Source organism: Sporosarcina sp. Y1011 (assembly GCF_057669885.1).
In genome coordinates this window covers 68,280-94,440 of sequence record NZ_JBYHFP010000010.1, presented here as the reverse complement: position 1 = coordinate 94,440, position 26,161 = coordinate 68,280, and the positions used below count along the sequence as shown (strand labels likewise).

Sequence of the window (26,161 nt, the reverse complement as noted above, 5' to 3'; positions counted from 1 at the left end):
AGACAAGAAAAGCGCAGGGCGCAGTTTAGCCGCGACAGGCATAGGTCAATCCAGCGGCGTGGCGCACTTTGCCACATAGCTTGAATGCTTATGACCCGAGCGGTTTCCAGTTTTGTCTCTGTAACTTTTCTAACTAAAAATCTTATGAATCGCTAACCAATAGAAGTAGCTCTACTAAAATCTTGAATTATGAATAAGAAAATTCGAGTATTGTATTTTCTATTTCCGCAGACTCCATATAACTGACTACATTATTTCAAATTTATTTTTTGTAAGCGCTTTCAATATGGTTTAGGATAGGATAAAGAAACTTTAGAGAAGACTTATCTACTTTTTACTGGTTTTCGGTATTAATTTGAGTTGTTCAGACTATAACGTTAGTAGGGGATAGAAGATGAAGCAAGGATTGGAAGTAGGTAGAGAAGAATCGATTGAGATTATTGTGACGGAAGATATGTTTGCTTCATTTGAAGGTCAAGTTGTACATCCTGTCTATTCAACGGTAGCGATGACATATCATATGGAGTGGGTTTCGCGGAAAATAATTCTTCCATTTTTAGAAGACAATGAAGAGGGAATGGGTGCATCTATTCAGTTGAAACATCTTGCTGCATCTCCGCTTGGATCTGTCGTTACAATAACTGCAGTTTTAGTCAATCTTCATGCCAATAGGGTTATAACCAGCGTAACAGTAGAAAACAATTTAGGTGTAATTGGAAAAGGTGAAGTGATGCAAGTCATTTTGCCTAAGGAAAAGATTGCTGAGAAACTGAAAGAGGCGTCATCCTAATAGAGATACTGTATGTCCAATCCTAAGGGGGAAATTTGAGTGATGCTAGCTGATAGAACTTCAATTACTAAGGAATTTGAACTTTTCGATCGAATGAGTGAGCATGAACAAGTCGTTTTTTGCAATGATCCTTCAACAGGTCTACGTGCAATTATTGCGATTCATGATACAACTCTAGGACCCGCACTTGGTGGATGTCGCATGCAACCTTATAGCAGCATGGAAGAAGCTTTGGAGGATGTTCTTCGCCTATCTAAAGGTATGACGTATAAATGCGCAGCTGCAGATGTCGATTTCGGGGGTGGGAAAGCCGTTATTATTGGCGATCCCACAACGGACAAATCACCGGAATTATTCCGCGCATTCGGCCAGTTTGTGAATTCTCTAGGTGGCCGTTTTTATACGGGAACGGATATGGGAACGACGATGGATGATTTCATTCATGCCAAGAAAGAAACGAATTTCGTTAACGGTCTCCCTAAGGAATATGGAGGCGGTGGCGATTCATCTATACCCACGGCAGAGGGTGTTTTATACGGAATAAAAGCTACCAATCAGATGCTCAATGGACATGATGAATTAGGTCAACATATATATGCCGTTCAAGGTCTAGGAAAAGTTGGTTTCAAGGTTGCAAGTGGATTACTCGAAGCAGGTGCTCACATTTACGTAACCGATATTAATGAAGAGAATGTAAGGGCAATTGAAAAAGTAGCTGTACAAACAACAGGTAAAGTACAATTCGTTGCTAACGAAGATATTTATTCACAGGAAGCAGATATATTTGTTCCGTGTGCATTTGGAGGAATTATTAACGACGCTACAATTCCTCAGTTCAAAGTAAAAGCAATCGTCGGATCGGCTAATAATCAGCTGCTAGATAATAGACATGGAAAATTGTTGCGAGATAAAGGCATTTTATATGCACCGGATTATATCGTCAATTCGGGTGGACTCATTCAGGTGGCAGATGAATTGTATGGTATTAATCATGAACGGGTACTTGCCAAAACAAAACAGATCTACGATGCGATTTTGGAAGTATACAAGGAAGCCGCTAAAACTGGGGAAACAACAGAGGAATCGGCAAATGCAATGTGTGACAAAAGAATTGCATATAGAGGAAAACGAAATAGCTTTTATACTGCACCAGCAAAACCAAAGTGGTCGATTCGAAATCTATCATGACGGGGGCAAGTTAAATGGAAGATTACCCTATAAAAAGAATAATAGATGATTTGGGCTTTCTTGTAGACTCGAGTATTGAAAAACAAATAGATGAGCAATTAGTTAAAGATTTGTACTATCATATGCTACGAATTCGTACATTTGATAGAAAAGCTGTTAATTTGCAGAGACAAGGGCGTCTAGGAACTTATGCACCTTTTGAAGGGCAGGAAGCGGCTCAAGTTGGTAGTGCACTTGCATTAAACCCCGACGACTGGGTTTTCCCTACGTACCGTGATCATGGCGCAACGTTAACGTTCGGAAAAAATATGACAACAACGTTTTTGTACTGGAATGGTAGAGCAGAAGGTTGTGTAGCTCCCGCGGATAGAAATATCTTTCCACCAGCTGTCCCCATTGCGACTCAGATACCTCATGCTGCGGGGGCTGCATGGGCTGAAAAAAGGAAAGGTACACAAAATGCAGCAATTGCATATTTCGGGGATGGTGCTACTTCGGAGGGCGATTTTCATGAAGGATTGAATTTTGCAAGCGTGTTCAAAGTACCAGTCGTTTTTTTTAACCAAAATAATGGGTATGCAATCTCAGTTCCAATTGAAAAACAGATGAATTCTGCAACAATCGCACAAAAATCAGTTGCCTATGGAATACCGGGGATTCGGATTGATGGTAATGATTGTTTCGCAGTGTATTTTGAAACTAAAAAGGCTTTTGACCATGCTAGGGGTGGAAATGGCCCGACTTTGATAGAGGCAGTTACATGGCGAAAAGGAGCCCATACAACTGCAGATGATCCCTCTAAATACCGTTCTGAAAAACTAGGAGAGAACTTTGTTGACCCTCTTACCCGGTTGGAATTATTTATGAGAAATTATGGCTATTCGAAGGATGAATGGATTCAAACGACTATAGAAGAAACGACTCGTGAAATCGAATTAGCTGTGGAAGAGATGGAGCAGTTTCCACCGCCGAACGTAGAAGACGTTTTTGATCATGTATACGCTGATATGCCTGCACACCTAGTTGAACAAAAAGAAGCATACCTGGCACATTTAGGGAGGCTGTAAATGAATACAACATTGAAAGAGTCTGAATACAAAAATGAAACGACAAAAAAAATGACGTTAATTCAAGCGATTAATGATGGCATGCGTTTAATGTTAGAAGAGGATGAACGGACTATTTTACTCGGAGAAGATATCGGTAAAAATGGAGGCGTATTCCGTGCGACAGAAGGACTCCAGGAATTATTTGGTGATGATCGGGTAATTGATACACCGTTATCAGAAGCAGGGATTATTGGAACATCAATTGGTCTTGCTGTGAATGGTTTTAAACCAGTTGCGGAAATCCAGTTTCTCGGTTTTATTTATCCTGCTTATGAACAAATAATGACACATGTCTCTCGAATTCGAATGCGATCGATGTCTCGTTTTACTGTGCCTATGGTCATTAGAGCCCCATACGGAGCAGGTATTCGTGCGCCTGAAATACATTCTGATAGTACAGAGATGTTATTTACTCACATGCCAGGCATCAAGGTAGTGTGTCCTTCTAATCCATATGATGCAAAAGGATTGTTGATAGCAGCAATGGAAGATCCTGACCCGGTCCTTGTTCTCGAACCGATGAAAATCTATCGTTCAAAAAGAGAAGAAGTACCGGTTGGGAAATATAGTGTTGAAATTGGAAAGGGGAAAATCGTACGTGATGGCACGGATGTCACACTTATTGCCTGGGGAGCTATGATTACAATTGCTGAGAAAGCAGCTGAACTGGCCGAGAAGAAAGGGATCAGTTGTGAAATTATCGATTTAAGAACATTGTATCCAATTGATCGTGACATGATTGCTGAGTCCGTACAAAAGACAACGCGAGCGGTCATTATTCATGAAGCGCATAATACGGGTGGACTCGGAAATGATATTGTGTCGATTATAAATGATACAGCATTCCTTTATCTACGTGCCCCAATTGAACGTGTAACAGGATTTGACGTACCCGTTCCATTCTTCACATTGGAAGAACATTATCTGCCAACACCCGCTCGAGTCGTTGAAGGAATTGAAAAAGTGGTTCATTTTTAAGGAGGAAATGAAATGCACGAAGTAAAGTTGCATGATATCGGGGAAGGCATGACAGAAGGAGAAGTGCTCCAATACTTAGTCAGAGTTGGAGAGCAGGTTATTACAGATCAGCCGCTGGTTGTAGTTCAAACTGATAAAATGATAGCTGAACTAACTTCACCCTGCTTAGGTATTGTGAAAGAGATTAGAATTGAAGTAGGCGAAACTGTTCAAGTGGGAACGAGTTTACTCTATATTGAAGCTGATGGAGCCAAGGTGACAGTACAAAGTTCACAAGTGGAAACGGAAAGAGTTACCGAGGAAAAAGTGATACGTTCTACTAATAACGATGAAAAGTCTTCACCGTTTCCATTTAAACGAGTACTTGCAACCCCGTACACACGTAAATTGGCCCGCGACAATAATATTTATCTTGAAGATGTCCATGCTACTGATCCCTCTGGAAGAGTCACTGAAGAAGATGTTGTTCGGTTTTTGAAAGGGGCGCAATCTAAAGTAGAAACAGTGGAAGACGTTAGGCAAGAAGCAGTTAATCATTCGATTCCAGATGAAATCCCTTTCAATGGGATTCGAAAAAAGATTGCAGAAAAAGTAACAAAATCACTTTTCACCATTCCCCATGTCACACATTTTGATGAAGTCCGTATGACGAATTTATTTATGATAAGGGAACAAATGAAAGCAGCTGGGGAATCGGTTAGTGTAGCAGCATTTCTTATTAAAGCATTAGTCATATCATTAAAGGAATTCCCAATATTCAATGCCGAACTAGATGAAGCAAATAATCGAATACTCCTTAAGAAAAACTATCATATTGGAATTGCAACAGATACTGAAAGTGGACTAATTGTTCCCGTGATCCATGATGCCGATAAGAAATCTATCAAGGAGATTAACAAATGCATTAAAGGATTAACAGAAAGAGCAATCGCAGGTAAATTACAATCGTTTGAAATGCAAAACAGTACATTTACGGTGAGTAATGTTGGACCACTCGGAAGTGCGGGTGCAACACCAATTATCAACTATCCAGAAACGGCATTAATTGCATTCCATAAAACCAAAAAACAGCCAATCGTCAATGAGCATGATGAAATCGTTATTGGGCATATCATGACACTCTCCATGGCTTTTGACCATCGGGTTGCTGATGGAGCGACAGCCGTTGCTTTTACGAATCGCTTTGCTAGTCTAATTGAACAACCTCACAAACTGCTGATGGAGATGATATGAAATGGTTGTTGGCGAAATCACTCAGGAAAGAAGTCTAATTATTATTGGAGGCGGACCTGGTGGCTATTCGGCTGCCATACGAGGCGCGCAGCTTGGACTTTCGGTCACTTTAATAGAACAGGCTGATATGGGTGGTGTTTGTTTGACTGAAGGATGTATCCCATCTAAAGTTTTTACACACGCAGCAATGAAACGATCTGAAACAGCTCATTTGCATCAACTTGGGATTGTTAGCTCGGATAACTTATTCGATTTAAAAAAGCTACTTGGTTATAAAGCTCAAATTATCAATCAGCTAAGGTCTGGTATTGAAAGTCTATGTAATGAAAATAAAATTGAAATAATCCGTGGAAAAGTTACATTTTTCGCAATAGACAAAATCGGTGTGGAAAATGGACATCAATTCGATATTTTTGAATTTGAACAACTAATTATTGCGACAGGAAGTTCCCCAACGTGGCCAGCTATTTTGACTGAGAAAGGGGAAAGAATTCTATTGTCACATGAGCTGTTTAATCTGGAAAAAATACCAAAGCATCTTGTAGTAAGAGGTCAAGATTACATTGCACTGGAAGTTGCCTCTAGTTTTGCAGCACTAGGGGCACAAGTCAGTATAATCATTGATGACAAAGTTGGCTTTCCTTTCGATGAGTCCATCAATAAAGAGTTAACTCGTCTATTTAAAAAGCGTGAAATTAAAGTGTATAAAGAACATGAATTCATTTCATCAAATGAGACGGAAGACGGAATTACAATAAGGTTTTTAACTGATAAAAATATAGAAGAGACAGTTCGAGGTTCACATCTATTCATTTCCGGAACTAGGCAACCCAATTTGAAGACTTTAGGAATAAGTCGTTTTGGAATTGAACAAACAGCTGAGGGCTTTATAAAAGTAGATAAGAATATGCAGTCATCGATACCTTCTATATATGCAATTGGTGATGTAACGGAAGGTCCAATGCTTGCTGTGAAAGCCATTAAACAAGGAAAAGCTGCTGTTGCATCAATTGTAGGAGAAAAAACGGAAGTAGATCTTACTTTTATGCCAATAGTTGCGCATACAATTCCACCCGTCGTTTCTGTAGGGATAACAGAACAAAATGCACAGGATTTGGGTCTTCAGATTCGAGTCAGTCAATTTGCACTTGGCGGCAATGGTTATGCAACGATTACCGGTAAAAAAGATGGGTTTATCAAGGTTATAGCTGATTCAACAACAGAAATCATTCAAGGCATTCATATGATTGGAGAAGGAGCAGTTGAAATGGCAGGCTCCTTCGTGCAGTTGCTTGAAATGGCGGCAAAAGAAGAAGATATAAAGTTCCCGCACTATGCACATCCAGGTTTCAATGAAGGACTCCTTGAAGCGGTTGAGGGGTTAATCGGACAAGCAATTCACGCTTCGCCTGCTAAAAGAAAAACTTATTAAAAATCTTATGATCGTAAATGTGGAGTCTCCGACTTCCGTTACAATCGACGGAACTCATCCATGCAAACGAAAAATCAATAATAAAATATAGTTAATGTCAGGTTTTTAATTAAAATTAATAATATTAAAATGGCATTTAGTATAAAATAAACACTTAAATAGACAGAATATTCAAAAACAGCACTACCTAAAGTAGTTAAATAAGGGGGAAATGGAATGAATAATGGGTGGAAAAAAGTGGTGGCTATTATTCTTGGCACTGCATTAATACTTGCGGCATGTGGCGATGAAGAAGTGAAGGAAAGCGAATCATCCTCGAAGAAATATAAAATAGGTGTCAGCCAAATTGTAGAGCACCCGTCACTAAATGCAGCTTATGACGGCTTTAAGAAAGCGTTAGAAGACGCAGGAATCGATGCGGAATATGATGTTCAAATTGCTCAAGGTGATAACAGCGCCAACACGACCATTGCGACGAATCTGGTCAGTGCAGATGTAGATCTAATATTCGCAAACTCAACACCTAGTGCACAGGCGGCAGCCAGCGCGACATCAGAAATACCTATCATTTTCACTTCAGTAACAGATGCAGTTGGAGCAGAGCTTGTTGACTCAATGGAAAGCCCAGGAGGAAATGTAACGGGTACAATTGACGCTCATCCTGACGCCATTTCAAACACAATGAAGTTTCTAAAAGAAGAATTAAGTGCAAAAAACGTGGGAATGGTGTTTAACTCTGGAGAACAAAACTCTCGTGCCCAGGTAGATGCAGTAAAAGAAATGTTGAAGGAGATGGACATGACTGTAGTGGAGGCATCGGTCGCTACATCTGCTGATGTGAAACAAGCAACCGAGTCATTGCTAGGTAAAGTAGATTCTATGTACATTATTACAGACAATACAGTTGTCTCTGCACTTGAATCAGTCATTTCAGTTGCCAATGCCAATGAAATTCCAATGATGGTAGGTGAATTTGACTCTGTGAAAAGAGGCGGCTTAGCAGCATATGGCTTCGAGTACTTTGACATTGGCTATGAAGCAGGGCAAATGGCAGTCAAAATCTTGAATGGCGAAAACAAACCGGCTGATTTACCTGTTCAAATCCCACAAAACTTAAAGTTAATCATGAATAAAGATACTGCTTCTACTCTCGGTCTCGAGATTAAAGACGAATGGAAAGTTGAGTTTAGTGAATAGATTGGAGGTAAATCAATATGTTTTCAGCTGTGTTTGGATCAGTAGAGCAAGGAATTATTTATGCGATTATGGCGCTTGGTGTGTATATTTCATTCCGAGTTTTGGACTTTCCAGATTTAACAGTTGACGGAAGTTTTGTAACAGGAGCTGGAGTAGCTGCCACTATGATTATCTTTGGATATCATCCAGTGGCAGCTACTGCAGTAGCCATTGTTATTGGTTTTCTTGCTGGATGTGTAACCGGCCTCCTACATACAAAAGGCAAGATTAATGCACTCCTGGCTGGAATATTAATGATGATTGCATTGTATTCCATAAATTTACGCATAATGGGTTTAACCTCTGAGAATTCAATTGGTCGTCCAAACATACCATTATTAAATGCCGAAACACTATTTATTCAATTCCAGACATTTTGGGGTTCTTTAGGTATTGACAACGCTATTAATAATTTCTTCGGCAAGCTTGGGATTCAATTCTTGCCTTCTACCTGGGGAACATTGTTCATCATGATAATCATTGTTTTGTTAATTAAATTTGTCGTCGATTGGTTTCTGAAAACGGAAGTAGGTCTTGCAATAAGAGCTACCGGTGATAATAAAAAAATGATTCGAAGTTTATCTGCTAATACAGACACACTCGTTATTATAGGTTTAGGCTTTTCAAATGCACTCGTAGCTTTTTCTGGGGCGCTAATCGCTCAATACTCGAAGTTTTCTGACATTGTAATGGGAATTGGAATGATTATTATCGGACTGGCTTCCGTAATTATAGGAGAAGCAATATTTGGCACAAAAACGATTATGCGAACCACATTTGCCGTAATTGCAGGTGCAATTATTTATAGAATAGTACTCGGTCTTGCGCTTAGAGTCGACTTTCTCGATACGGGTGATATGAAACTAATTACCGCCGTCATTGTAATTGGCGCATTGATCTTGCCGCAATACTTTGAAAAGAAACGAGAAAAGAGCAGAAAAGCAAAACGCCATGCTGAACGCTTAGTAGAGCATACACATTTGCTGATGAAAGAAGGAAATGCCGATGCTAAAACTCAGTCAGATTAACAAACTATTTAATGAAGCAACACCTGATGAAAAAATCGCATTGGACCAAATTAATCTTAAGTTACAAATCGGTGATTTCATGACTGTAATCGGGAGCAATGGCGCAGGAAAATCGACGATGCTGAATATGATTTCTGGTGCGCTATCTCCTGACTTTGGAACAATTGAAATTGCCGATAAAGATGTAACAAAATTACCGGAATATAAGCGTTCACAAATGATCGGAAGGGTTTTTCAAGATCCAATGGCGGGAACAGCTCCAACAATGACAATTGAAGAAAATCTTGCTATGGCCTATTCAAGAAACAAAAAACGAGTATTAAAACGAGCTGTTGATAAGAAACGTCGTGAACTGTTTCGTGAATCACTTGCAACGCTTCATTTAAACCTTGAAAACCGATTGAATGCAAAAGTAGGAATGCTTTCTGGTGGGGAGAGGCAAGCTCTTTCTTTATTGATGGCAACATTTACTCAACCATCAATTTTGCTTCTTGATGAGCATACTGCGGCGCTAGACCCATCGCGGGCAGAGTTAATTACGAATTTAACCAAACAACTTGTTGAAAAGGATCAACTAACGACGCTGATGATCACACATAATATGCAACAAGCATTAGACCTAGGTAACAGACTTATAATGATGGATAAAGGACAAATTATCTTAGAAATAGATGCCGAAGAAAAGAAGGATTTAACGATTCAAAAACTGATGGATGAATTCCAACGCATACGTGGTGAAAAATTAACCAGCGATAAAGCTTTATTATCAGTATGATTTATTTCCAATTGTAAATAGCGACAGAATATTAACGTTGAAGACATTGAAAATACGAGTTCAGAAATGTGTGGGCGCATCTTTAGCTAGTTTGTGGTTTGAATACTCCAATCTACAAAAAGGGTGCCCTTTTGTGCATCAATTTTAGGGTCAATTTCGAATTTCCATTTTTGCACTATGGAGAAAATTCTATAAACTTTTGGGGTGAAATGGTTGCGGAGAGCAAAAGTTAAAGTGTTAGGAGCACGTGAACTAATATCAGTGAATGTGATTACTGGAACAAATTCCGTTGTGAAAGGTGGGATTGTAAAAAGTGCAAATGAAATACAATTCGACACCCCCGTTACAGGTACGGTTTTTGGTACGTTGCTGAACTACAGGGGTGTGCTTGAAAAACTCGGCGATGCAGTTCATGAAGAACCATATAATTCGCCTCCAATTTCACCTGTTCTTTATATAAAACCGATGAATACATTAAGTCGACATGGTGCAGATATCCCGATGCCAATTGGGATATCAAAATTAGAAATGGGTGCGGCACTTGGAATAGTAATTGGAAAGAAAGCCGTCGCTGTGGATGAAGAAAATGCATTGACCTATGTTGCGGGCTATACGATTGTAAACGATATCAGTGTGCCGCATGAAAGCGTATACCGCCCGGCGGTTCAACATAATGGACGTGATGGATTTTGTCCCATCGGACCATGGATTATCGATAGGCGTGAAATGGATAATCCCGATGATTTAGATATCCGTGTTTTCATCAATAATCAGCTTCAACAAGAAAATTCAACATCGAATTTGATCCGTTCAGTTTCCCGTTTAATTGCAGATGTAACTGAGTTTATGACATTAAGTCCAGGAGATGTATTACTGGTAGGTGTCCCTGAAGATGCGCCACTAGCCGAAGTTGGCGATATAGTTCGAATCGAAATAGCAGGTATAGGAAGTTTAGAGAACGTAATTGTAGAAGAAAGTAAATCCACTTGGAGGGAGCCGATATGAGAAGAGCTCGATTAGCATATGGAGGTGCCATTTTTGATGCGGTTGAATGGGAAGGGCAACTCAAATTAGAGGATGGCCGAATAGTAGATGAGAGTTTAGTAACTTGGCTTACACCCATAGAACCTCGTACGGTGTTTGCTTTGGGGCTTAACTATGCTGATCATGCAGCAGAACTTTCATTTGTTGCACCATCCGAACCGCTAGTCTTTTTAAAGGGTCCGAATACGTTGATTGGGCACCAAGCATTTACTCATCGTCCCGCAGATGTAGCGTATATGCATTATGAATGCGAATTGGCTGTAATCATCGGTGAAACGGCACGAAATGTAAAAAAAGAAGATGCATATAGCTATATTAAAGGGTATAGCGTCGTGAACGATTATGCAATCAGAGATTACTTGGAAAACTATTATCGTCCTAACTTACGAGTGAAAAACCGTGATGGATGTACCCCATTTGGACCGTGGATTGTCGATGCAGTCGATGTTGCAGATCCAATGAATTTAAAACTAACAACACATGTTAATGATGTACTCGTTCAGGAAGGAAGTACATCGAATATGATTTTTGATATTCCAACACTGATTGAGTATTTAAGTAGCTTTATGACATTGAGTGAAAATGACATAATCCTTACAGGTACTCCAAAAGGTTCGGTTGATACAGCCGTTGGAGATATTGTGGTCACAGAAGTGGAAGGGATTGGACGTTTGATAAATACCATTATCGGAGATGAATTCTTTACAAATCGATAGTGTGGAACAGGGGGACTTGAATGCCACATTTTATTGTTGAGTACACAGATAATATCAAAGAAGAATCGAATTTGGCAAAGTTATTTGAAGATATTCACAATGTACTAATTGCACGGGACTCTATTTTCCCGATAGGTGGTCTTCGTTCAAGAGCGATTGAACTTAATGACTATCGAGTTGCAGATGGTTTAGAAGATGACGCATTCATCCATGCAGTGTTGAAAATTGGTGCTGGACGTTCGGAGGAATTAAAGAAAGAAATTTGTGAAGCTCTATTTGAAGTGATGAAAGAACATTTCGCGCTTTTAATGTCGACACGTTATTTAGCATTATCTATGGAATTGGTTGAATTTAGTGATGCTGGTACGTATAAACAAAATAATATTCACTCAAGGTTTAATAAAAAGTAGACATCTATTGACAAGTAGACGACCAAACTGTTATCCGAAATGAGGAGGGAATCGAATGGGTGCACGAACGGGTAAAGAATATGTGGACGGTATTAAAGAACGAAATGCAGAAGTATGGATTCATGGCGAAAGAGTAGAAGATGTAACCATACATCCAGCATTTAAAAATGTAGTGGAAAGTGTTGCAGGTCTATATGATTTACAACGTGAGAAACCGGAAAAAATGTTATATACATCACCGTCATCAGGGAACAAGGTGGGGCTTTCCTTTATTGCTCCTAAAACGAAAGATGATTTGTTTAAAAGACGTGAAATGCATATGGAGTGGGCCACATTCTCTGGCGGTATGATGGGACGAACTCCGGATTATTTGAACACGAGCATTATGGCCTTCGGTACCGCTAATCAATTTTTTGCGCAAGAAGGCGGGGGAAGTGAACAATTCGCAAAAAATGCAGCCAACTACTATGAATATGCACGGGAAAATGATATTAGTTTAACCCATACATTAATTCACCCACAAGTGAATAGGTCGATGCTTACGCAAGCAGAACAAAAAGATCCATTTCTCTCTGCACGTATTACGAAAAAAACGCCTGATGGGATTGTTGTAAATGGTTGTCGGCTCTTGGCAACGTTAGGCGGCATTACTGATGAGCTAGTCGTTTTCCCGTCGACTATCAATAGGACACCGGGAACGACGGATGATCCATTCGCATTTGCATTTGCAATACCAAATAATACGGCGGGTTTAAAGTTTTTATCTCGCGAATCATTCGACTATGGGAAAAGCAAATGGGATCATCCATTAGGCGCTAGGTTTGATGAGGGGGACGCAATTATTTCATTTGAAAATGTATTGGTCCCTTGGGAAAGGGTTTTCGTGAGTGAAAGTACAGATATATGCAATCGTACGTACACTGAGACAAATGCGGTTATCCATATGACACATCAAGTTATTTCAAAAAACATCGTAAAAACCGAATTTATTCTGGGTGTTGTCATTAGTATGATGGAAGCAATTGGTATTGATAAATTCATGCATGTTAAAGAAAAAGCAAGCGAAATCATGGTTATTTTAGAAGTCATGCGTTCTCATTTGTTCAAGTCTGAACACAATGCAAAAATCGATCAATACGGCAATATGACACCCGACTTTGAACCGTTAAATGCTGCACGCAACTGGTACCCTAAAATGTACCAGCGGATGAATGAAATTATTAAAATACTAGGCGCTTCAGGATTAATGGCACTTCCAACTGAAGCAGACTTCTCCAGTACGGACGTTGGCCCATTGGTTCACCGTTATACACAGGGTGCAACCATTAACGGTGAGGAAAAAGTACAGCTATTCCGCTTAGCTTGGGATATTACCATTAGTGCATTTGGTAACCGACAAGCACTCTATGAATATTATTTCTTTGGAGATCCTGTGAGAATGTCGAATGCCTATTATGATGGTTTTGATAAGCAACCTTATAAAGACATGGTTGCAAGTTTTTTGAACAAAACTAAGAGAGAAGCCGGCATAGTCAATTGAAACTTCACATTATTGACAGGTAGATATCTATTTAGAAGGAGTGGGTACTATGGGATACGATGAAGCTAAAAAGAAATTAAGAGGTTCAATTTGCCCTGTCATTACTCCGTTTACTGATAGTGGTGAAATCGACGAAAAAGCATTTATTGAGTTGATCAATTGGCAAATTGAAAGTGGAAGTCATGGGATTTCTGTAACAGGTACGAGTGGTGAACCGAGTTCATTAACTATCTCCGAAAGGAAAAGGGTTATGGATCTGGCAACAAAGACAATTGATGGACGCGTGTTTTTTGCACCTGGTACAGGTTCTACAAATCATGATGAAACAATGGAATTAACGAAATATGCCGAAGAAATAGGTGCGGATGCTGCAATGGTTATCGTACCTTACTATAATAAGCCGAACCAAGAAGCACTTTATCAGCACTTTAAAACAGTAGCAGATTCAGTTAAAACACCAATTATAATTTACAATATTCCGGGTCGGTCCGCCGTTAATATGGAAGTAAGTACGATGAAACGCTTAGTTGATGATTGTCCGAACATTATCGGTGTAAAAGAAGCAAATAAAGACTTCGAACACGTAAATCGCGTGCTGTTAACTTGCGGAAGGGATTTTCTATTGTTTTCGGGAATTGAATTACTTTGCTATCCAATGCTCGCAATTGGCGGTGCTGGATTTATAAGTGCCACAGCAAATGTTGAACCAACGAAAGTAGCCGATCTTTACAACGCATGGGTTGCAGGAGACATTGTAAAATCGCAAAATCTTCACTTCGAATTAATGCCACTAAATGATGTACTCTTCAAAGATACAAATCCATCACCAGTTAAAGTAGCACTAGGTATGATGGGGAAAATCACACCTAAACTTCGCTTGCCTTTGGGATTACCTTCAGCTGAAATACAAGCAGAGGTTCGCCAATCACTTATTGACCTTGCAATATTACCGCAAGGGGCTTCCGTAAAATGATGAAAATAATGATAAGAAACTAGGTGAAGAGTATGGTATCAATTCATAAGTCAGTTTCATATAAACATGAAACGCAAAAGAATATTTTACTCTATATAAATGGGGAATTTACACCGGCTATAAATGGGATGACGATTAAAAACATAAATCCGTTTACAAATGAACAAATTAATGAAGTTGCTGAAGGACAATCTGATGATATTCAAAAAGCAGTAGCAGCGGCTCGATCTGCTTTTGATCACGGACCTTGGAAAACAATGAAACTTAAAAAGAGAATGGCATACATTTACCGTATTGCAGATTTGATAGACGAAGAAGTAGAAAAAATAGCGTACCTAGAATCACTTGATACAGGACTTCCCATTAGTCAAACTAGAAATATGGTAAGTCGTGCCTCTGAAAATTTCAGATTTTATGCCCGTATGGTAGAAAGTCGTCTTGTTGGTGAATCCTATCAAGTGGATGAAGAATTTATCAACTACACGATTAATGCACCTGTAGGAGTTGCAGGATTAATCACACCTTGGAATGCTCCCTTTATGTTAGAGACATGGAAAGTCGCGCCAGCACTTGCGACTGGAAATACAGTTGTATTAAAACCGGCTGAACTTTCTCCGCTTTCAGCTAACCTATTAGCCGAAATAATTCATAAGGCAGATCTTCCTAAAGGTGTTTTCAACGTTGTTCACGGTTACGGTGAAACAGCAGGAGATGCGCTCGTTAGACATCCAGACGTCCAACTAATATCTTTCACAGGTGAAACAACGACGGGCACTATGATTATAAAAAATAGTGCAGATACATTGAAAAAGTGCTCTATGGAACTCGGTGGAAAATCTCCTATTATCGTCTTTGAGGATGCAGACTTTGAACGAGCTTTAGATGCTTGCGTCTGGGGCATCTATTCATTTAACGGTGAACGATGCACTGCGAACTCCCGCTTGTTTTTACAAGAAGGATTTAAAGATCAATTTATAGATGCTTTAAAGTTGCGTGTGTCGAATATTATAATTGGTGACCCACTAGACAAAGATACGGAAGTGGGGCCATTGATAGATAAAGGTCATTTTAATAAAGTAAAAAGCTATTTGGAGATTGCAAAAGCGGAAGGCACCGACGTAGTTACCGGCGATATTCCCGAGAAATTCGATAGTGGTAATTTCGTTGCACCAACATTAATTCTAAATGCTGAAAATAACATGCGCGTTGCACAAGAAGAAATCTTTGGGCCCGTATTAACTGTGATGACATTCAAAGATGAAAAAGAAGTCATTACATTAGCGAATGATATTGATTACGGACTTGCAGGTTATGTGTGGACCAACGATATTAAACGTGGCCACCGAGTTGCACACAAGATTGAAGCGGGGATGCTTTGGGTGAACGCTCAAAACGTCCGCGATTTAAGAACACCTTTTGGAGGGATGAAATCTTCTGGAATCGGTCGTGAAGGCGGACACTATGGCTTTGATTTTTATACTGAACAAAAAATAATTCATGTATCCATTGATGAACATCGTATACAGCAGTTCGGAAAAAAATAAAGGAAGGCATGGTGAGTAAGTTGGACTTTTCAATCATTCGAATTGCGAGAACCGTTCTTCATGTAGTGGATTTGCAAGTGTCTCGTCAGTTCTATGTTGATGGGTTAGGCATGATTGAAACAGAAAGTGATGAAAACCATATTTACTTAAGAGGTTTAGAGGAACATTCGCATCATAGTTTGCTTTTGAAAAAAGCAGACAAAGCCGTTGTTGAAGTACTAAGCTATAAGGTCGAAAAAGAACAGGATCTTGAGGAAATCGAAAAATTATTCCTATCGCTAGGTTTACAAACAAAATGGATGGATAAAGGGGAACAACATGCAATTGGAAGAACACTTCGAGTGCATGATGTCTCAGGTATTCCTTTAGAGTTTTTTGCGGAAATGACCACTGTTGACCGGATGCTTCAGCGATATGACCTCTATCGCGGAGCCAAGATTCAGCGAATTGACCACGTAAACTGTGCTGTTCCAGACGTTCAGAAAGCTTATGATTTCTACGTCAATCACTTAGGATTCTCGTGTTCAGAGTATACAGATACTGAAGAGGGAGACTTGTGGGCAGCATGGCTTTATCGCAAACCAACTGTACATGACCAAGCATTTATGAGTGGTCCTGGTCCAAAATTGCATCATTTTGCATACTCATTAACAGATCGCCTTAGCGTGCTCGATTGCTGTGATACTTTGGCTAGTATGGGGTATGCGGATTCAATAGAGCGCGGTCCTGGTCGCCATGGCTTGTCAAATGCTTTTTTTCTCTATTTGAGAGATCCGGATGGGCATCGTATAGAACTATACACGGGAGATTATTTAACCACCGATCCTGACTTAAAGCCTAAACGCTGGGATTTAAATGACCCACTTCGTCAAACATTTTGGGGACATCAAGCACCCGATCGATGGTTTAATGAAACAAGTACGTTCATTGATATTGAAACGTGTAAAGAAATAGAATCTCGGGAACCGTTATTGAAACAAAGAAAACCAAAAATCTTGACCTAATTAGTATAGACTTCTATAAACACCTGCGAAAATGGCGATGTTGCCTTTTCGTAGGTGTTTATTCGTTGGTGAAAAGTAATTCATGCATCGATTACTTTGAAAATGGACAACGTTTCGGTGTCACTTAAAGAAGATACCCCGCAAAAATCGTTTTAGACTAGACGAGCAAGGGTATGCTTAGAGTGGAACGAAATTTAAGGAGGTTAAATGATGTCTATTAGCAAAGAACTTCAAACCTTGAAAGAATTTCACTGTGAAAATCGCTGTGTCTTGAGTGTGTATTTAAACACCAATCCGGGTGATCCTGAACAATTAAACGGTGCTTGGAGAATTCATTTGAAAAGTGGTTTAAAGCGCATTGATGAATATTTAACAGCTTCTAAAGATGAAAATGAAATGAAAGCATTTACTGCATTGAGAAAAAAAGTCGAAAAAGAAATCGAGGATAATAAGAATGATTTGAACAAAGGCGTGGTAATCTTCGCCTCAATAGATCCGGAATTATGGTCAGTTCACTATGTTCAAGTTCCTGTGAAAACGAGTTTCCACTGGGAAAATCATGCTGTAACTGAAGAGATGGAATATATGTACAAAGCCTATCCAGAGGCAGGTATTATCTTGCCTAGTTTTGGGGAAGTACGCATTTTAGACACAGCAATGGGAGCCATTAAGGATGAACTAACTTACGAATTTGATCCGAACCTGGAAGGATGGGGAGAGCGGAATAAAGCATCTGCCGCGCATAATCTGGGTTTGGGGAGTTCGAAAGTCGATGCGATTGAACCTCGTCTAAGAGAAAACTTGCAGAGATTTTATAAAGGTATGGTGGAAATCGTTGAGAAATTAAAGAAAGAAAAAGGGTGGCGAGAAATCCATGTATCTGGTGAAGCAGACCTGGCAAACGCTTTCTCTGAATCGCTACGGGAAAAACCGGCAAGCTGTATCTACAAAAACCTGAATAATAGTAAACCCAATGATGTGCTTCATCAAGTATTTGAAAAGTAACGATTTAAGTCAAAGACCAACCGTTTTTTATTTTAAAGACGGTTGGTTTTGTTACGTCTGTTAACACACCCAGTACTCATTGAATAATATAGGTATAGGCAAGGTGTAAAAATGCTTTCTGTGAATGGATACCGGGGTAAGGGATATTGCCTATCAATCTTGATGTCAGGTAAAGGTAACCATGACTTTCATCAATCTTATTGTACTTATTCCAAAGTATGTAAAAGAGAAGTAACTACCTAGGTAGTTACTTCTCTCAGTTATTTATACGTTTTTTCAGATTCGCTTTTTTCGCGTTGATTTGGAGTCATTGGCTCATGAGTGGGATTTAAATTTTCCAGTTCAGCTAACTCAAGAGAAATTTCTTCTTTCATAACGCCTGATTTACCTTTTTTCATTTTTTGAAGTTGCGGCCCAGTAGAATTTTTAGTGGTATCTTCAGTATTATTTCGTTTCATGGTCAAACCTCCTCTTCAAGTATTGATCTTTATTAATATGGCTCAGTAAGCGAATTCAATCCGTTTTTAAAACTTATAATTGTTAATGTGTAAAATGAGCATTCTATAGTAAGGTACAATTGGTCAAAATTAAGAACTGTAAAATTTTATGCGAAATATTAAATAGGTGACAGTAAAAACTTTGTTAATTGCTGTAAGGAAGTCAAAGAAATCAACTGCTATTCTAAAATATGTGTCTTAATTGTGATGGTTTGGTGAACATTTTAAAAAAACACTACAATACGACATTATTTTCATGAAGAGTGTTATACGATGAACTCGTTGCTTCTTAACCTACAAGAAAATAACTTCAAGATATGAAGCCCAATATATCATATGGAGGAAAAATTGTGAAAAATCTATTTAATGAAAAAGCATTGTTAGTTCAAATTGGGATTAAAAGAAAGATCATGTATAGGAAAGCAAAAACGTTCGGGTTTACTCATCCTTTGGTTGTTGAATGCAGTCAAGAATTGGACGTGTTGATAAATAAATACCATGAAAAGGTTGCATGAAGTACTATTTTTTCTCAAGTCACTTTTTCCGATAGTTGAAATATAAAGAGATCAGCACTCCAATAGGAGAACTGGTCTCTTTTTTGTACAATTCATGATAATGAGATTAAGTAAAACTTCTTTATTTTTATACAAAGAAATGCATTTTTAATTTTTACTGAAGAAATAGATTTTAAGTAAAGTATAAAGCGTTCTACTGCACTTGGGAATTTAAATTCTATTGACTAACACTAGTGGACAGTGTACTATTACGAATAATTATCGCTATAAAAAAAGACTAAAAGAAAGCGATAAATGTAAAAGGGGGAAATTGAATGAAGAAGAATTGGATAGCGTATACAGTAGGGCTTTTGAGTATTATGTTCGTTCTCGCAGCATGTGGTGGAGCTGAAAAAACCTCTACAGCGTCAAATGACGATAAAGAGACAGAAGCTAATGAAGAAACTGAAAAATATAAAATTGGTGTGACGCAAATTGTAGAACACCCATCTTTAAACGCAGCGTTCGATGGTTTTCAAAAGGCTATCGAAGATGCAGGTCTTGAAGTAGAATATGATATTCAAAATGCACAGAACGACAACAGTGCAAATACAACAATCGCAAATAATCTAGCTAGTTCAGGCGTTGACTTGATTTTTGCAAACTCTACACCAAGTGCACAAGCAGCAGCTAGTGTTACGCAAGAAATTCCGATTATTTTCACTTCTGTTACAGATGCAGTAAGTGCTGAACTTGTTGCTTCAAATGAGAGTCCAGGTGGAAATGTCACGGGTACGATTGATAACCACCCTGAAGCTATTCCGAATACAATGAAATTCCTTAAAGAAGCTGGGGTAAAAAATGTTGGGATGGTATTTAACTCCGGCGAACAGAACTCCCGTGCGCAAGTAGATGCAGTAAAAGAATTGCTAAAAGATATGGATATGAGCGTAAAAGAAGCATCGGTTGCCACTTCAGCTGATGTTAAACAGGCTACAGAATCCTTGATTGGAAAAGTGGATGCATTCTATATCATTACAGATAATACTGTTGTTTCTGCACTTGAATCTGTAGTATCCGTAGCAAATGAACATAAACTTCCGGTAATGGTAGGTGAATTCGATTCAGTAAAACGTGGTGGCTTAGCGGCATATGGATTCGAATATTACGATATCGGTTATGAAGCAGGTCAAATGGCGGTGAAGGTATTAAAAGGTGAAAGTGAACCAGCTACTTTACCGGTTCAAATTCCACAAAACTTGAAACTTATTATGAACAAAGATACGGCTGATTCAATTGGGCTTACTATTAAAGATGAATGGAAAGCTGAATTCAGCGAATAAATTAGGAGATGATTCTGTATGTTTAGTGCTATTTTCGGCTCTGTTGAGCAAGGAATCATCTATGCAATCATGGCACTCGGAGTGTATATCACATTTCGGGTGCTTGATTTCCCCGATCTTACGGTAGATGGAAGTTTTGTAACAGGAGCGGCAGTTGCAGCAACAATGATTTTCTTTGGCTATCATCCACTATTGGCAACTGGAGTAGCTATCGTATTTGGATTTATAGCTGGTTGTATTACGGGGCTCTTACATACAAAAGGAAAAATAAACCCATTGCTAGCAGGAATTTTAATGATGATCGCACTATACTCAATCAATTTAAGGATTATGGGAATGACGTCAGAAACATCAATTGGACGTCCTAATATTCCTTTATTAAATGCTGAGACGTTGTTTAGTGGTTTTTACACATTTTGGAGTACGCTTCCAATCGATAATGCGATTAATCAGTTTTTCTCCATGCTAGGTGTTAAATACTTGCCATCTACATGGGGAACGCTGTTTTTAGTTATTATTATTACACTAATAATTAAATTCGTAGTGGATTGGTTTCTTCAAACAGAAATTGGACTTGCCATTCGGGCGACCGGCGATAATAAAAAAATGATTCGTAGTTTTTCAGCTAATACAGATACACTCGTTATCTTAGGATTAGGCTTATCAAATGGGCTTGTAGCATTCTCGGGTGCCTTAATTGCGCAGTACTCAAAGTTCTCAGATATCGGTATGGGTATCGGAATGATTGTTATCGGGTTGGCTTCAGTAATTATCGGTGAAGCAATCTTTGGTACAAAAACAATTATACGAACAACACTCGCGGTTATTGCAGGGGCTATTATTTATAGAATAGTATTAGGCCTGGCTCTGCGCGTAGAGTTTCTTGATACGGGAGATATGAAATTAATCACTGCTGTTATCGTAATAGCCGCACTCATTTTACCGCAATTTCTTGAAAAAAGGCGGGAGAATAATAGAAAAGCAAAACGTTATGCAGAACGATTATCAGGTAATAATCAAGCGCAGAAAAAGGAGGGAAAAGCAATTGTTGAAACTCCAACAGATTAATAAAGTATTCAATGAAGCAACTCCCGATGAAAAAATTGCACTTGATCAAATCAATTTGCATTTAAAAAAAGGCGATTTTGTTACTGTTATCGGCAGTAATGGTGCAGGGAAATCAACCATGATGAATATGATTTCAGGAGCACTAACACCTGATTTTGGCACGATTGAAATTGAAGGTAAAAACGTGGTGAAACTGCCTGAATATAAACGATCTGCTATGATTGGTCGAGTATTCCAGGATCCTATGTCTGGTACCGCTCCTTCCATGACGATCGAGGAAAACCTAGCAATGGCTTTTTCCAGAGACAAAAAACGCGGTTTACGGAAAGGTGTTCATAAGAAACGCCGTGAGTTGTTCAGGGAATCACTAGAAACACTTCATTTAAATCTCGAAGACAGGCTAAATGCAAAAGTAGGCATGCTTTCTGGAGGAGAGCGTCAAGCGCTTTCTCTGTTAATGGCTACTTTTACACAACCGGCCATCTTGCTTCTTGATGAGCATACGGCAGCACTGGATCCGTCAAGAGCAGCATTAATTACAAATATAACAAAAGAACTTGTTGAAAAGGATCAATTGACAACGCTAATGGTTACGCATAATATGCAGCAAGCGATGGATCTTGGCAACAGATTGATAATGATGGATAAGGGACAAATCATCTTGGAAGTCGAAGCTGAAGAAAAGAAGCAGTTAACGATTGAAAAGCTAATGGCTGAATTCCAACGAATTCGGGGAGAAAAATTGAATAGTGATGCGGCGCTACTATCCGTGTGATGAAAGAAGACATAACTTGTTGGCTATCCAACAAGTTATGTCTTTTTAGTTTCGACAATGTAACTTGGATACATTGATTATCTAAACTGGTATGATTAAAACAGATTATAGAGAAAAAAGGTGTATTTATTGAAATCATTTATCATTATCGGTGGTGGAATCTTAGGCGCTTCGACAGCTTATCACTTGGTGAAAGCGGGCGCTCATGTGACGGTTGTGGATCGGCAGGATGCAGGGCAGGCCACAGACGCCGCCGCAGGAATTATTTGTCCATGGCTTTCTCAGAGAAGAAATAAAGCTTGGTATGCACTTGCAAAAGGTGGCGCGGCTTATTATGTGTCACTAATTCAGCAATTAGAAGAGGACGGGGAAACTGAAACTGGGTACCAAAGGGTTGGGGCAGTCAGCTTGCATACAGATCCGCTTAAACTTCAAAAGATGGAAGAACGAGCGAAGAAAAGACTAGATGATGCACCAGAAATGGGTGAAATTCGTCAAATGACAAAAAATGAAACAAATGCATTATTCCCGCCTCTTTCAGAGGAATATGGATCGGTCTATGTAAGCGGGGCGGCACGTGTAAATGGGCGAGCTTTGCGAACTGCTTTGGTCAATGCTGCAAAAAAACATGGTGCGGTTTTTGTGAATGGCTCAGCAAAACTGACGTTTACCAACAAAATGGTAACGGGTGTTCAGGTTAATGGGACTCAATTTACTGCCGATACTGTTATTGTTACTGCAGGTGCTTGGGCAGCTGAATTGATGAAGCCAATGGATATACATTTACAAGTGACTTCTCAAAAAGCCCAAATCGTTCATTTACAGCTTGAAGATGCACAAACGAATGAGTGGCCAGTTGTAATACCACCTACGGATCAATATATATTAGCATTTGATGATGGGAAAGTGGTTATCGGGGCAACGCACGAAGATGAAATGCAATTCGATATGCGTGTGACTGCAGGCGGTTTAAATGAGGTTATAGGCAAAGCGCTACAAGTCGCACCAGGATTATCGGATAGTACCTTTACGGAAGCACGAATCGGGTACCGGCCTTTCACACCTGGATTCCTTCCGATTATTGGTGAAGTGCCTGGGGTACAAGGGCTATTGCTAGCGAATGGTTTAGGTGCTTCCGGATTAACAGTAGGACCGTTCTTAGGGCAGCAACTAGCCTATTTGGCAATGGGAAAACAGCTCGATATTGACTTGGACTTATATCAAGTAGCTTCGGCAATGGATATCGAGTGACTGTTTTTGCATAAATTAACTAAACAAACAAAACGGTAATTTAATAACAGTGAAACAGCTTAGAAGTATGTATCCTAAGGAGATTATTAGAATGAGATTAGTATCATGGAACGTCAATGGATTAAGGGCGTGTGTAGGAAAAGGTTTCTTGGAATACTTTGAATTGGTAGACGCTGATATTTTCTGTGTACAAGAAATCAAATTACAAGAAGGACAAATCGACATGCAGTTGGATGGTTATTTTCAATACTGGAATTATGCGTTGAAGAAAGGGTATTCTGGAACAGCTGTGTTCACGAAAGAAAAACCGCTAACAGTGAAATATGGCGTAGGGGAAATGGATTCAGAAGATGAAGGACGGATTCTTACGTTGGAGTTCCCTGAGTTTTACTTGGTAAATGTCTACACGCCAAACTCTAAACGAGATTTGACTCGACTGCCTTACCGTTTGGAGTGGGAAGATAAAATGCGGGCATACTTGGTAGAGTTGAATGATATAAAACCAGTGATTTTGTGTGGCGATTTGAATGTTGCACATGAGGAAATCGATGTGCGAAATGTGAAATCAAACATAGGTAATTCAGGATTTACTATTGAAGAACGCGGTAAAATGACGGCATTGTTATCAGCAGGCTTTCTTGATACATATCGGTATTTCAATCGGGATTTAGAAGGGGCTTATACGTGGTGGTCCTATATGAGCAAAGTGAGGGAACGCAATATCGGATGGCGCATTGATTATTTCATTGTGTCAAAACAGCTCGAAAGGTCACTGAAAGATGCAACCATCCATTCGCATATTCTCGGTAGTGACCATTGCCCAATTGGATTAGAAATTGATTTTAAATAATATGTAAGACGAAAAGCCGTGTGGAAACAAGTAAGCATAACATCAAATTGATCAAGATAAAGGAGTAGAATTATGATAGTCGCCGATATTAAAAAGATTGAAAATGGATACATCGCCCGCTATGAACGTCTTCTTGAACATTCCGTGGAAAACGTATGGTTAATGTTGATGGATAACCGGGAACTGGAAAAGTGGTTTCAGGAGTTGCGTGTCGGAGATCCTCGAAAAGGCGGATACATGAAGTTCGACATGCAGGACGGGAAGTTTGAGGAACTTGAAATTTTTGAACACGCTTTACATTCAGTACTTGAATTTGATTGGTTCGGCGATGTTGTCCGCTTTGAACTTCATTCGCAACTAAAAGGGTGTTTAATGATATTTACGGAAAAGTTCAAAACGATAACTTCGCAAACAACAAAAGACCTTGCAGGATGGCATGTATGTCTGGACGTCATAAAGTCATTGCTTGATGGTGAGCCAATAGACTCCAGAGAAGAAGATTGGGAAAAGGCACACAGTAATTATGAAAAAGCTATCAAAGAATTGGTTTAGTTAATAAAATATAACGCTTTTGTAACGGGTTCTAGTAAGTGAACTGAAATGAAGACAATACAAATAGAGGGCGATATTCCGTTCAGATTTGAACGAAATATCGCCTATTTCTATTCTTTTTCCGAGTAACCGTAACCTTGTGTTTCCATCTTATTATACTCTTTAGTATCCTTTTTGATACTATGGCACATTTTAGTGTGTACTTACAATAAATACGTTATAAGATTATACTGAAATTAATAATGAAATTCGAGAGGGGTCATTTAAATGGAGAAGTATCGTATTGATCAAAGTAAAGGAATGGAGTTTGGAATTTATACATTAGGAGACCATATACCGAATCCACATACTGGAGAACGTATTTCTGCGCAACAACGTATTCATGAAATCATTGATTTAGCGAAGCTAGCTGAGCAAGCAGGCATTGATTTCTTTAGCGTCGGGGAAAGTCACCAGGAGTATTTTACAACGCAGGCGCACTCTGTTGTGTTAGCAGCTATTGCGCAAGCAACTAGTAAAATCAAGATCGCAAGCTCTTCTACGATTATTAGTACGTCAGATCCTGTTCGTGTGTATGAGGATTTTGCGACGATTGATTTGATTTCGAGGGGTCGTGCTGAGATTGTCGCTGGGCGTGCGTCACGAGTTGGGCTCTTTGATTTATTAGGCTATAATATTCGCGATTATGAAGAGTTATTTGAAGAGAAGTTTGAGCTGTTATTGAAAATTAATAAAGAGGAAGCCGTCAATTGGAGTGGGCAATTCCGTGCGCCATTAAACAATGCAAAGGTTCTCCCACGACCACAAAAAGGTTCACTACCGATTTGGCGTGCAGTTGGTGGACACTCCGCAAGCGCGATTAAGGCCGGAAACGCCGGTGTTCCTATGTTCCTAGCTATGTTGGGCGGACCTGCAACTAGCTTTCAGCAGACAATTGCTGCTTATCGTGGGGCTGCCGAGCGTAGTGGCTTTGACCCAGCTGAACTCCCAATTGCAACTGCCGGATTTTTCTATGTGGCTGAAACGACACAGCAGGCGCAGAAGGAAACCTATTCTCATATTAATGAAGGGATGAAACTCACTAACGGGCGTGGTTATCCGAAACAACATTTTGCACAAGGCGCAGATCCTCGTGATGTCATGAATATCGGTAGCCCCCAAGAAGTTATTGAAAAGATTCTCTATCAGCATGAGCTATTTGGTCATCAGCGTTATATCGCACAAATGGATTTTGGTGGTGTGCCGTTTGATAAATTGATGAAGAATATTGAGTTGATTGGCACAGAAATTTTACCGGCAATTAAAAAGTATACAGCTAAAAAATAG

26 protein-coding genes are annotated in these 26,161 nt (G+C 39.3%); 25 read left to right on the top strand and 1 reads right to left on the bottom strand.

Features of this window, described 5'->3' with window-relative positions:
- Positions 1-394 precede the first annotated feature (394 nt).
- The 17 genes from AC25Y5_RS12605 (at position 395) to AC25Y5_RS12525 (ending at position 18,005) form a co-directional block, all read left to right on the top strand.
- A complete protein-coding gene (locus tag AC25Y5_RS12605; RefSeq protein WP_488140601.1) occupies positions 395-790 on the top strand; it encodes a thioesterase family protein in 396 nt (131 codons plus the stop codon).
- Between the two features lie 42 nt (positions 791-832).
- On the top strand, positions 833-1,978 hold the full coding sequence (locus tag AC25Y5_RS12600; protein ID WP_488140600.1) for a Leu/Phe/Val dehydrogenase: 1,146 nt from the start codon (positions 833-835) through the stop codon (positions 1,976-1,978).
- A gap of 14 nt (positions 1,979-1,992) precedes the next feature.
- Positions 1,993-3,045 (top strand): pyruvate dehydrogenase (acetyl-transferring) E1 component subunit alpha, encoded by a 1,053-nt coding sequence (gene pdhA, locus AC25Y5_RS12595; protein ID WP_488140599.1) that lies wholly within the window; start codon positions 1,993-1,995, stop codon positions 3,043-3,045.
- On the top strand, positions 3,046-4,065 hold the full coding sequence (locus AC25Y5_RS12590) for an alpha-ketoacid dehydrogenase subunit beta (RefSeq protein ID WP_488140598.1): 1,020 nt from the start codon (positions 3,046-3,048) through the stop codon (positions 4,063-4,065).
- 12 nt (positions 4,066-4,077) lie between these two features.
- Entirely contained in the window at positions 4,078-5,298 is a 1,221-nt protein-coding gene (locus tag AC25Y5_RS12585; protein ID WP_488140597.1) for a dihydrolipoamide acetyltransferase family protein, read from the top strand.
- Between the two features lies 1 nt (position 5,299).
- Positions 5,300-6,730: a dihydrolipoyl dehydrogenase family protein gene (locus tag AC25Y5_RS12580; protein ID WP_488140596.1), complete on the top strand. Its 1,431-nt coding sequence runs from the start codon at positions 5,300-5,302 to the stop codon at positions 6,728-6,730.
- 216 nt (positions 6,731-6,946) lie between these two features.
- Positions 6,947-7,927, top strand: coding sequence for an ABC transporter substrate-binding protein (locus AC25Y5_RS12575; RefSeq protein WP_488140595.1), 981 nt, complete (start codon positions 6,947-6,949; stop codon positions 7,925-7,927).
- 17 nt (positions 7,928-7,944) lie between these two features.
- On the top strand, positions 7,945-8,994 hold the full coding sequence (locus AC25Y5_RS12570; RefSeq protein WP_488140594.1) for an ABC transporter permease: 1,050 nt from the start codon (positions 7,945-7,947) through the stop codon (positions 8,992-8,994).
- The gene (locus tag AC25Y5_RS12565; RefSeq protein WP_488140593.1) at positions 8,972-9,769 is read left to right on the top strand and encodes an ABC transporter ATP-binding protein; all 798 of its coding nucleotides are present in this window, start codon (positions 8,972-8,974) and stop codon (positions 9,767-9,769) included. The genes AC25Y5_RS12570 and AC25Y5_RS12565 overlap by 23 nt, the downstream gene beginning before the upstream one ends.
- A 213-nt stretch (positions 9,770-9,982) precedes the next feature.
- Positions 9,983-10,774, top strand: coding sequence for a fumarylacetoacetate hydrolase family protein (locus AC25Y5_RS12560; protein WP_488140592.1), 792 nt, complete (start codon positions 9,983-9,985; stop codon positions 10,772-10,774).
- On the top strand, positions 10,771-11,529 hold the full coding sequence (locus AC25Y5_RS12555) for a fumarylacetoacetate hydrolase family protein (protein WP_488140591.1): 759 nt from the start codon (positions 10,771-10,773) through the stop codon (positions 11,527-11,529). The genes AC25Y5_RS12560 and AC25Y5_RS12555 overlap by 4 nt, the downstream gene beginning before the upstream one ends.
- Before the next feature lie 20 nt (positions 11,530-11,549).
- Positions 11,550-11,939, top strand: coding sequence for a 5-carboxymethyl-2-hydroxymuconate Delta-isomerase (locus AC25Y5_RS12550; RefSeq protein WP_482104491.1), 390 nt, complete (start codon positions 11,550-11,552; stop codon positions 11,937-11,939).
- A 55-nt stretch (positions 11,940-11,994) separates the two neighbouring features.
- Positions 11,995-13,479: a 4-hydroxyphenylacetate 3-monooxygenase, oxygenase component gene (hpaB, locus tag AC25Y5_RS12545; protein WP_488140590.1), complete on the top strand. Its 1,485-nt coding sequence runs from the start codon at positions 11,995-11,997 to the stop codon at positions 13,477-13,479.
- 49 nt (positions 13,480-13,528) lie between these two features.
- The gene (hpaI, locus tag AC25Y5_RS12540; RefSeq protein WP_488140589.1) at positions 13,529-14,452 is read left to right on the top strand and encodes a 2,4-dihydroxyhept-2-ene-1,7-dioic acid aldolase; all 924 of its coding nucleotides are present in this window, start codon (positions 13,529-13,531) and stop codon (positions 14,450-14,452) included.
- Between the two features lie 32 nt (positions 14,453-14,484).
- The gene (gene hpaE / locus AC25Y5_RS12535) at positions 14,485-15,996 is read left to right on the top strand and encodes a 5-carboxymethyl-2-hydroxymuconate semialdehyde dehydrogenase (protein WP_488140588.1); all 1,512 of its coding nucleotides are present in this window, start codon (positions 14,485-14,487) and stop codon (positions 15,994-15,996) included.
- A 20-nt stretch (positions 15,997-16,016) separates the two neighbouring features.
- On the top strand, positions 16,017-17,000 hold the full coding sequence (gene hpaD, locus AC25Y5_RS12530; protein ID WP_488140603.1) for a 3,4-dihydroxyphenylacetate 2,3-dioxygenase: 984 nt from the start codon (positions 16,017-16,019) through the stop codon (positions 16,998-17,000).
- A 210-nt stretch (positions 17,001-17,210) separates the two neighbouring features.
- Complete coding sequence (locus AC25Y5_RS12525) at positions 17,211-18,005, top strand: VLRF1 family aeRF1-type release factor (RefSeq protein ID WP_488140587.1); 795 nt, start codon at positions 17,211-17,213, stop codon at positions 18,003-18,005.
- 260 nt (positions 18,006-18,265) lie between these two features.
- Here the strand turns inward: AC25Y5_RS12525 and AC25Y5_RS12520 are convergent, their stop codons facing one another.
- Positions 18,266-18,463 (bottom strand): hypothetical protein, encoded by a 198-nt coding sequence (locus AC25Y5_RS12520; RefSeq protein ID WP_488140586.1) that lies wholly within the window; start codon positions 18,461-18,463, stop codon positions 18,266-18,268.
- A gap of 389 nt (positions 18,464-18,852) precedes the next feature.
- On the opposite strand from AC25Y5_RS12520, the gene AC25Y5_RS12515 reads away from it, so the two are divergent.
- The 8 genes from AC25Y5_RS12515 to AC25Y5_RS12480 all read left to right on the top strand — a co-directional run bounded on the left by AC25Y5_RS12515 (position 18,853) and on the right by AC25Y5_RS12480 (position 26,161).
- Entirely contained in the window at positions 18,853-19,017 is a 165-nt protein-coding gene (locus tag AC25Y5_RS12515) for a Spo0E family sporulation regulatory protein-aspartic acid phosphatase (RefSeq protein ID WP_488140585.1), read from the top strand.
- Between the two features lie 314 nt (positions 19,018-19,331).
- Positions 19,332-20,339: an ABC transporter substrate-binding protein gene (locus tag AC25Y5_RS12510; RefSeq protein WP_488140584.1), complete on the top strand. Its 1,008-nt coding sequence runs from the start codon at positions 19,332-19,334 to the stop codon at positions 20,337-20,339.
- Positions 20,340-20,357: 18 nt separating this feature from the next.
- Positions 20,358-21,407 (top strand): ABC transporter permease, encoded by a 1,050-nt coding sequence (locus AC25Y5_RS12505; RefSeq protein ID WP_488140583.1) that lies wholly within the window; start codon positions 20,358-20,360, stop codon positions 21,405-21,407.
- On the top strand, positions 21,385-22,182 hold the full coding sequence (locus AC25Y5_RS12500) for an ABC transporter ATP-binding protein (RefSeq protein WP_482101938.1): 798 nt from the start codon (positions 21,385-21,387) through the stop codon (positions 22,180-22,182). The genes AC25Y5_RS12505 and AC25Y5_RS12500 overlap by 23 nt, the downstream gene beginning before the upstream one ends.
- Before the next feature lie 129 nt (positions 22,183-22,311).
- Positions 22,312-23,433 carry an NAD(P)/FAD-dependent oxidoreductase gene (locus tag AC25Y5_RS12495; protein ID WP_488140582.1) on the top strand — a complete coding sequence of 374 codons (1,122 nt, stop codon included), beginning with the start codon at positions 22,312-22,314 and terminating at the stop codon, positions 23,431-23,433.
- 91 nt (positions 23,434-23,524) lie between these two features.
- The gene (locus AC25Y5_RS12490) at positions 23,525-24,283 is read left to right on the top strand and encodes an exodeoxyribonuclease III (RefSeq protein ID WP_488140581.1); all 759 of its coding nucleotides are present in this window, start codon (positions 23,525-23,527) and stop codon (positions 24,281-24,283) included.
- Positions 24,284-24,355: 72 nt separating this feature from the next.
- Positions 24,356-24,835 carry an SRPBCC domain-containing protein gene (locus AC25Y5_RS12485; protein WP_488140580.1) on the top strand — a complete coding sequence of 160 codons (480 nt, stop codon included), beginning with the start codon at positions 24,356-24,358 and terminating at the stop codon, positions 24,833-24,835.
- A gap of 267 nt (positions 24,836-25,102) precedes the next feature.
- A complete protein-coding gene (locus tag AC25Y5_RS12480) occupies positions 25,103-26,161 on the top strand; it encodes an LLM class flavin-dependent oxidoreductase (RefSeq protein ID WP_488140579.1) in 1,059 nt (352 codons plus the stop codon).

What these genes read in the sequence shown, in the direction of transcription:
- AC25Y5_RS12605 (WP_488140601.1), top strand. Translation starts at nt 395, where the DNA reads ATGAAGCAAGGATTGGAAGTAGGTAGAGAAGAATCGATTGAGATTATT.
- AC25Y5_RS12600 (WP_488140600.1), top strand. Translation starts at nt 833, where the DNA reads ATGCTAGCTGATAGAACTTCAATTACTAAGGAATTTGAACTTTTCGAT.
- pdhA (WP_488140599.1), top strand. Translation starts at nt 1,993, where the DNA reads ATGGAAGATTACCCTATAAAAAGAATAATAGATGATTTGGGCTTTCTT.
- AC25Y5_RS12590 (WP_488140598.1), top strand. Translation starts at nt 3,046, where the DNA reads ATGAATACAACATTGAAAGAGTCTGAATACAAAAATGAAACGACAAAA.
- AC25Y5_RS12585 (WP_488140597.1), top strand. Translation starts at nt 4,078, where the DNA reads ATGCACGAAGTAAAGTTGCATGATATCGGGGAAGGCATGACAGAAGGA.
- AC25Y5_RS12580 (WP_488140596.1), top strand. Translation starts at nt 5,300, where the DNA reads ATGGTTGTTGGCGAAATCACTCAGGAAAGAAGTCTAATTATTATTGGA.
- AC25Y5_RS12575 (WP_488140595.1), top strand. Translation starts at nt 6,947, where the DNA reads ATGAATAATGGGTGGAAAAAAGTGGTGGCTATTATTCTTGGCACTGCA.
- AC25Y5_RS12570 (WP_488140594.1), top strand. Translation starts at nt 7,945, where the DNA reads ATGTTTTCAGCTGTGTTTGGATCAGTAGAGCAAGGAATTATTTATGCG.
- AC25Y5_RS12565 (WP_488140593.1), top strand. Translation starts at nt 8,972, where the DNA reads ATGCTAAAACTCAGTCAGATTAACAAACTATTTAATGAAGCAACACCT.
- AC25Y5_RS12555 (WP_488140591.1), top strand. Translation starts at nt 10,771, where the DNA reads ATGAGAAGAGCTCGATTAGCATATGGAGGTGCCATTTTTGATGCGGTT.
- AC25Y5_RS12550 (WP_482104491.1), top strand. Translation starts at nt 11,550, where the DNA reads ATGCCACATTTTATTGTTGAGTACACAGATAATATCAAAGAAGAATCG.
- hpaB (WP_488140590.1), top strand. Translation starts at nt 11,995, where the DNA reads ATGGGTGCACGAACGGGTAAAGAATATGTGGACGGTATTAAAGAACGA.
- hpaI (WP_488140589.1), top strand. Translation starts at nt 13,529, where the DNA reads ATGGGATACGATGAAGCTAAAAAGAAATTAAGAGGTTCAATTTGCCCT.
- hpaE (WP_488140588.1), top strand. Translation starts at nt 14,485, where the DNA reads ATGGTATCAATTCATAAGTCAGTTTCATATAAACATGAAACGCAAAAG.
- AC25Y5_RS12525 (WP_488140587.1), top strand. Translation starts at nt 17,211, where the DNA reads ATGTCTATTAGCAAAGAACTTCAAACCTTGAAAGAATTTCACTGTGAA.
- AC25Y5_RS12520 (WP_488140586.1), bottom strand. Translation starts at nt 18,463, where the DNA reads ATGAAACGAAATAATACTGAAGATACCACTAAAAATTCTACTGGGCCG.
- AC25Y5_RS12510 (WP_488140584.1), top strand. Translation starts at nt 19,332, where the DNA reads ATGAAGAAGAATTGGATAGCGTATACAGTAGGGCTTTTGAGTATTATG.
- AC25Y5_RS12505 (WP_488140583.1), top strand. Translation starts at nt 20,358, where the DNA reads ATGTTTAGTGCTATTTTCGGCTCTGTTGAGCAAGGAATCATCTATGCA.
- AC25Y5_RS12490 (WP_488140581.1), top strand. Translation starts at nt 23,525, where the DNA reads ATGAGATTAGTATCATGGAACGTCAATGGATTAAGGGCGTGTGTAGGA.
- AC25Y5_RS12485 (WP_488140580.1), top strand. Translation starts at nt 24,356, where the DNA reads ATGATAGTCGCCGATATTAAAAAGATTGAAAATGGATACATCGCCCGC.
- AC25Y5_RS12480 (WP_488140579.1), top strand. Translation starts at nt 25,103, where the DNA reads ATGGAGAAGTATCGTATTGATCAAAGTAAAGGAATGGAGTTTGGAATT.